This is a genomic window from Rhizobacter sp. (assembly GCF_031412075.1).
In the GTDB taxonomy this organism is placed as follows: domain Bacteria; phylum Pseudomonadota; class Gammaproteobacteria; order Burkholderiales; family Burkholderiaceae_C; genus Rhizobacter.
This window is the reverse complement of record NZ_JANOCG010000496.1, coordinates 1-6440: the sequence shown is the minus strand read 5'-3', so window position 1 is coordinate 6440 and position 6440 is coordinate 1. Positions and strand designations below refer to the sequence as shown.

Sequence of the window (6440 nt, the reverse complement as noted above, 5' to 3'; positions counted from 1 at the left end):
TTTTTGTAGACGCCGCCGAACGGGTCGTTGAGCACGATCTGCTCATAACCGTCGCCGCCCATGAACTGGCCGGCGGAGAACAGGTCGATGCCGGTGACCTTGAGCTTGGTGCTGGTCGTGCTGCCGCTGTAGCGGCCGATGCCGAACTCGGCCAGGTGCGTCGCGCAGACCTTGCCTTGCTCGAACAGCGGGGCCACCAGGCCGTAGGCGATGCCACGGTGCGCAGCACATTCACCGACCGAGTAGATGCGCGGGTCGGTGATCGTCTGCATCGTGTCGTTGACGACGATGCCACCGCGCCCGGCATTGAAGCAGTGCAGGCCGATCTTCAGGGCCAGCTCGGTGTTGGGTCGGATGCCGGCGGCCATGACCACCAGGTCGGCCGGCACTTCGGTGCCGTCCTTGAACTGAACGGCCATCACGCGGCCACCCTTGCCACCGTCCTGGTCGCCGATCAGCGCCTGAGTCTGCGCGCCGATCATGAACTTGAGGCCACGGTCTTCGAGCGACTTTTGCAGCAGCTTGCCGGCGGTGTCGTCGAGTTGGCGCTCCATCAGCCACGGCATGATGTGCACCACGGTGACCTGCATCCCGCGCAGCATCAGGCCATTGGCGGCTTCCAGGCCCAACAGGCCACCGCCGATGACGACCGCGTGCTTGAACTTCGACGCCGCGTCGATCATCGTGTTGGTGTCGGCGATGTCGCGGTAGGCGATCACGCCTTCGAGCTCCTTGCCGGGCACGGGCAGGATGAAGGGGTTGGAGCCGGTGGCGATCAGCAGGCGGTCATACGCTTGTTCGGTGCCGTCGGCGGCCTTCACGACACGCTTGTTGCGATCAACCTCGACGACCTTCTTGCCCAGGTGCAGCTTGATGTTGTTTTCTTCGTACCAGCTCAAGGGGTTGAGCACGATCTCGTCGAGCGTTTGTTCGCCTGCGAGCACGGGCGACAGCAGAATGCGGTTGTAGTTGGGGTGCGGCTCGGCCCCGAACACGGTGATGTCGTACAGGTCGGGCGAGATCTTCAGCAGCTCCTCCAGGGTGCGAACCCCGGCCATGCCATTGCCGACCATCACCAGCTTCATCTTCTTCATGCGGCTGTTTCCTCAGTCTCTGTTCTCAGTGCTCCAAGAGGTAGCAAGGGTGGTGCCAGCGGGTTACCCCTGATCGGCTGCAATCTGGTGCTTTGTGCACTGTTTGCGGGCAAGCGTCTTGCTTGCTTCTTTGTCAGTTAATCAATCGCCCCATGCAGGTGCCAACCCGACCCATTTATGAGCTTTGACATCGACATGGGCTACACGAGCGATCGTGGCCCTCGGCAAGACAACGAAGATTTCGCTGCAGCCCAACGGCCTGCGCCGCATGAGGAGGCGCTGGGTTTCATTGCGGCCATTGCCGATGGCGTCTCTGCGGGCGGTGGGGGCCGCATGGCGGCCCAGACCAGCGTGATGTCGGTGGTCGAAGACTACTTCGGCGCACCACCCACCTGGGACACCAGCGTGGTGCTCGACCGCATCATCAGCGCCCAGAACAGCTGGCTGGCCACCCACAACCGGCGCCATTCCGGTGCTGCGATGAGCACCTTGACGGCGCTGGCCTTGCGCGGCCAGACCTGGACGGTGGCCCACGTGGGCGACACGCGGGCCTATCTGGTGCGTGGCCCGGAGTGCCGACGGCTGACACAAGACCACGCACTCGACCACCCCGACCTGCGCAGCCAGCTCACCCGCGCGATGGGGCAAGACGACGCCATCCGCGTCGACTACCTGCAGGGCGAGCTGCACCTGGGCGACACCTTCGTGCTGGCCTCCGACGGCGTGCACACCCGCCTGGCGCAACAGCACATGCTCTCGCTGCTGCGTGAAGGCACGGCGCAGGAGGCCAGCGCGGCCATCGTGCAGGCCGCGCTGGCCGCGGGCTCGCAGGACAACGCCACGGTGATGGTGATCCGAGTGCTGGGCCTGGCGCGCACACGCCTCGAAGACGCGCTGGTGCGCAGCCGCCAGCTGCCCGTGCCGCCACGCCTGAAGGTGGGCGACGAGATCGACGGCCACGTGGTCACCGCGCTGGTCGCCGACACCGGGGTGCACGTGCTCTATCAGGTGCGTCACACCCAGACCAAGGCGCTGCGGGCGCTGAAAACACTGCACCTCTCGCGCGCGAGCGACCCGCAAGAGCGCGCCATGCTCGCACACGAGGCCTGGCTGGGCACGCGCGTCAGCGAGCAGGCCGATGCCGGCTTCGTGAGCCTGCACGAGGTGCAGGACGCGAGCGCTTTCTATCTGCTGTTCGATTGGCACGCCGGGCAGACGCTGGAGCAACTGGCCACGCAGCGCGGGGCGCAGGGCTTGCCGGTGAGCGATGTGATTGCGTGGTGCTCGGCGGCTGCCCGCTCCATCGGGCGGCTGCACCGGCTGGGGGTGGTTCACCGCGACATCAAGCCTGGCAACCTGCACCTGGGCGACGATGGTCAGCTGCGCCTGCTCGACCTCGGTGTGGCGATCTCCGGCAACGAGCCGACGGAGCAGCGCAGCCTGCATGCCGGCACGCCGAGCTACATGAATCCGGAGTTGTGGGACGACGAGCCGGTCGACGCACAAACCGACCTTTTTGCGCTGGGCGTCTGCATGTACCAGCTGCTCACCGGCCATTTGCCATTCGGTGACATCGAGCCTTACCAGACGGCGCGTTTCCGGCGCCCGCCCAAGCCGCCGTCGCGGCTGCGGCCCGATGTGCCGATCTGGCTCGATCACATCGTGCTCAAGGCCGTGGCTTTCGACAAGAAACAGCGATTCGAGACGGCCGAAGAGCTGGAGCTGGCGATTCAGCGTGGCGCCTCGCGGCCCCTGCCGGCGCACGGGTCGACACCGCTGATTGCGCGCGACCCCACGGCGTTGTGGAAGGTCGCGCTGGCGGTGTCGCTGCTGTTCAACGCATTGCTGGTTTATTGGTTGCTGTTCCTGCCGCGCTAGGGGCAGGCGCTGGCATCGGCCGGGCTCGGCCGCCTTTCTCCGCCCAGGTGCGCGTCCAGCGGATCTGCACCATGCGCAACATGACCAGCATCACCAAAGCCAGCACTGCGAAGGACACGAAGCCCCAAAGGTAAGTGCCGGTCAACTGCTTCGACTGCCCCATGGCATTGGGCAAGAACCCCCCACCCAGGGCACCGACCTCCCCGATCATCGAGCCCGCGACGGCGGTTGCGAGCGGCCAGCGCAAAGGCACCAGCTGAAAGAGGGCGCCGTTGCCCGCCCCCAGTGCGGCGAAGCACAGCATGAAGAGCAGTGTGGTCACCGCCACCGAATTGCCGGCAAAGCCGCACAACACGAGCGAGATGGCGGTCAGAACGAGCACCCAGCTCAGGGTGTTGATGCCACCAATGCGGTCGGAGATGTACCCGCCAAGCACCCGCACGGCCGAGCCCATCAAGGTGGCGAGCATGGTGAGCTGCCCCGCCTCGATCTTCGTCACCTTGAACTGGTCATAGAAGTAGGTCGGCAGAAAGCTCGCCAGACCGATGAAGCCGCCGAAGGTGATGATGTAGATCAGGCTGAACGCCCAGCCGTCTTTTTCGAACAAGCAGGCAATGTGCTCGCGAAAGGTCTGGTGCTCGCGGTCTGGCGGCTCCTTGGCGGCGAACCACATCACGGCCATGGGCAGCAGCATGGTGCAAGCCGCCAGGCCATACACCGCTGACCAGCCGAACTTGGCGGCCAGAGGCGGCGCAAACAGCACCGCCAGCACCGTGCCGGAGTTGCCTGCGCCCGCAATGCCCATGGCCAGGCCCTTGTATTTGGGCGGGAACCAGCCGGAGCCGAGCGAGAGCGCGACGCCGAAGCTTGCGCCGGCAATGCCCAGCAGCACGCCCATCGCGAGCACACCGTCGTAGGTGTTGACGAAGAAGTAGCCAAACCCCAGCGCGAGCACGATCAGCGCCATCTCGACCATCGCGGCGTTCTTGCGCCCGATGTACTGAGACAAGACGCCCAGCGGAAAGCGCATCAGCGCCCCGGCCAGGATGGGCACCGACACCATGAAGCCTTTCTGGGCGGCGGTGAGATTGAACGTCTCGCTGATAAACGGCGCCATGGCCCCGTTCAGCACCCAGATGGCAAAGCAGAAGTCGAAGTAGAGAAACGAAGCGAACAGAGTCGGGGCATGCCCCGCTTTCAGGAAAGTCTTGAAGCCAGACACGGTGATCCTCAGTGTGGTGATGCCCCTTTTGTGGGCGCGTTTTTTATTTATGAACCACACAAGCGAATCCCATGCCAAATATCGGTGCGAGGCAGTGACAAGCTGCTCAGATCAAGCGCGTTTCAGAGGCGCGGCTTTTGTGCGGAATCTGCACGCCCCGCACATCGGGTGTGCGGTCGGCCAGGCAAAACACCACCGCTATGATCAACCTAGGGGTTTTCAGACGGTGCCAGCCAGTGCACTAATGGCATGGGCGTGGGGCTCCCGCCGTCGACACCAGCCAGCGGGCAAAGACGAGACAAGGAATGACGGAATCCAACCAGCAGGCTCTGGCTGCACGCGCCGACCAGTCGCACGCCCTGGTGCGTGCTTTTGGTCTGGCGCCCCAGGCGTGGGGCGTGGTCGCGCTGACCTTGCTCGACCGGGTTGACGCCATGCTGGCCATCAAGGAGGCTGCCACCGGCCGCTACGTGCATGCCAACGCGCGCATGGCGTCGTTGATCGACCGCCCCGTCGAAGGCCTGACCGACGAAGACTGGTTGCCGCCCGAGGCATGCGCCGCCCTGCGCGTTGCCGACCAGTCGGCCATGGTGCAGACCGTGCCGCAGGTCAGCGAACACCGCATCGAGCTGAACGGCGTGCGCCGGGAGTTCACGGTCACCCGGTTGTCGCTGGCCGCTGCCGATGGCAGCGCCGCGCGCTACCTGTGCTGCATCTGGATCGACGTCACGGCGCAACGCCAGGGCGAAGTGCAGCTGCAGCTCGCCCTGCGCCAGCTCGAGGAGCAGCAACAGGCCAACGAGGCCTTGCGCCGCGAGATGCATGACTCAGGTTTGCGCGACAGCGCGACCGGCCTGTACCAGCGCGGCCACTTCGACGACCAGCTGCGGCGCGAAGTCGATCTCTCGTCACGCGAGCACCGCGAGTTTGCGCTGGTATCGGTGGCGCTCGACCCGCTCAGCGACGCCGCGCGCGCCTTCGGCGCCGAGGCACGTTCTCGCGTGCTGGAGGCTCTGGGGCGGCTCTTGCGCAGCGGCACCCGCGCCATGGACGCGTCATGCCGCTTGAGCGAAGAGCGCTTTGCCGTGCTGTTGTCGGGCGTCGGCCTGGCCACGGCGCACGCGCGCATGGAAGGCTTGCGCCGCCAGTGTGCGACCCAGATCGTGATGCTCAACGGCCAAGACCTGGGGTTCACCGTGTCGATGGGCGTGGCGAGCTTTCCGCACACCGCCCACACCCAGGAAGACCTGCTGCAAGCTGCCGACACCGCCTTGGCGCAGGCTCAGAAGCGTGGCGGTAACCACGTCACCCTGGCCAGCATCCGCTTCGAGGCCTGAGAGGATGACAGCCCCTCGGCCGGCGAGTCCACCGGCCGATCCCCCGAGGGGATGGCGGGCCGGCTTGGGAGCGGCCCGGCGCTCGCCCCGCCCCTCGCTGTTCAACCGAGTAGCTTCGAGATGGCCCTCCATTCGGCGGGCGTCACCGGCGTGATCGACAGGCGGTTGCCCGGCTTCAGCACGATCATGCTGGCCAAGGCCGGCGTTTGCCGCATCTCGGCCAGCGACAACAAGCGTGTCTTGCGATCCAGCTTCACGTCGACCAGGCTCCAGCGCGGTTTGTCGCGGACTGATTTGGCATCGAAGTAGTGGCCTTTCGGGTCGAACTGCGTTTCGTCGGGGTAGGGCTCGCTCGCCACGGTGGCCAAGCCGGCAATGCCGGGTTCAGGGCAGGAGGAGTGATAGAACAACACGCCATCGCCCACACGCATCTCGTCGCGCATGTAGTTTCGCGCCTGGTAGTTGCGCACGCCGAACCAGGGAACTGTCTTTTTTGGCGCAACGGCCAAGTCGTCAATTGAGCACTCAGAGGGCTCGCTCTTCATCAACCAGAACTGTGTCATGTGAGCCCCTCGGCCGTCGGGTACGCCGGCCGATCCCCCGAGGGGATCGCGCCCGGCTTCGGGCGGCCGGGCGCTCGGGCGCATGCGCTGGGTTGCGTGGTGTAAGGTGTCCGTCACGAACCGTGAGCCGCATTCCTGAACCCAGGCAGTTCAGGTGGGCGAGGTCAGCGGGGCTTCGGGTTCATCTGACGCGAGACGATCACACCTGCCGGGCGATGTTCCAAGCCCTGGCTCTTGCGAGCATCGGTTCAAGGAAATATAAGACTCACGCGAACGTAACGGACGTTTTCATTCTAAGCGCGAGCGTCTGAAAGGCGCGATGTTTTCAGAGCAATTGGCCGTCTGC

At 65.3% G+C, this 6440-nt stretch carries 5 protein-coding genes; 2 read left to right on the top strand and 3 right to left on the bottom strand.

The features are described from left to right. Positions 1–1094: FAD-dependent oxidoreductase (locus RMO40_RS18450; protein WP_309724504.1), on the bottom strand; the 1094-nt coding region annotated here is incomplete at its 3' end. A 177-nt stretch (positions 1095–1271) separates the two neighbouring features. Between RMO40_RS18450 and RMO40_RS18445 the strand changes: the two genes are divergently transcribed. Continuing rightward, complete coding sequence (locus RMO40_RS18445; RefSeq protein ID WP_309724501.1) at positions 1272–2972, top strand: protein kinase domain-containing protein; 1701 nt, start codon at positions 1272–1274, stop codon at positions 2970–2972. Here the strand turns inward: RMO40_RS18445 and RMO40_RS18440 are convergent. Next, the gene (locus tag RMO40_RS18440; protein ID WP_309724500.1) at positions 2929–4194 is read right to left on the bottom strand and encodes an MFS transporter; all 1266 of its coding nucleotides are present in this window, start codon (positions 4192–4194) and stop codon (positions 2929–2931) included. The two genes, RMO40_RS18445 and RMO40_RS18440, sit on opposite strands and share 44 nt — an antisense overlap. A gap of 305 nt (positions 4195–4499) precedes the next feature. On the opposite strand from RMO40_RS18440, the gene RMO40_RS18435 reads away from it, so the two are divergent. Continuing rightward, the gene (locus tag RMO40_RS18435; RefSeq protein ID WP_309724499.1) at positions 4500–5531 is read left to right on the top strand and encodes a diguanylate cyclase; all 1032 of its coding nucleotides are present in this window, start codon (positions 4500–4502) and stop codon (positions 5529–5531) included. A gap of 101 nt (positions 5532–5632) precedes the next feature. On the opposite strand, the gene RMO40_RS18430 is transcribed toward RMO40_RS18435, so the two are convergent. Continuing rightward, entirely contained in the window at positions 5633–6094 is a 462-nt protein-coding gene (locus RMO40_RS18430) for an EVE domain-containing protein (RefSeq protein WP_309724497.1), read from the bottom strand. Between the last annotated feature and the right edge of the window lie 346 nt (positions 6095–6440).

Excerpts from the sequence above, each read along its gene's own strand:
- RMO40_RS18445 (WP_309724501.1), top strand. The coding sequence starts at position 1,272 with ATGAGCTTTGACATCGACATGGGCTACACGAGCGATCGTGGCCCTCGG.
- RMO40_RS18435 (WP_309724499.1), top strand. The coding sequence starts at position 4,500 with ATGACGGAATCCAACCAGCAGGCTCTGGCTGCACGCGCCGACCAGTCG.
- RMO40_RS18430 (WP_309724497.1), bottom strand. The coding sequence starts at position 6,094 with ATGACACAGTTCTGGTTGATGAAGAGCGAGCCCTCTGAGTGCTCAATT.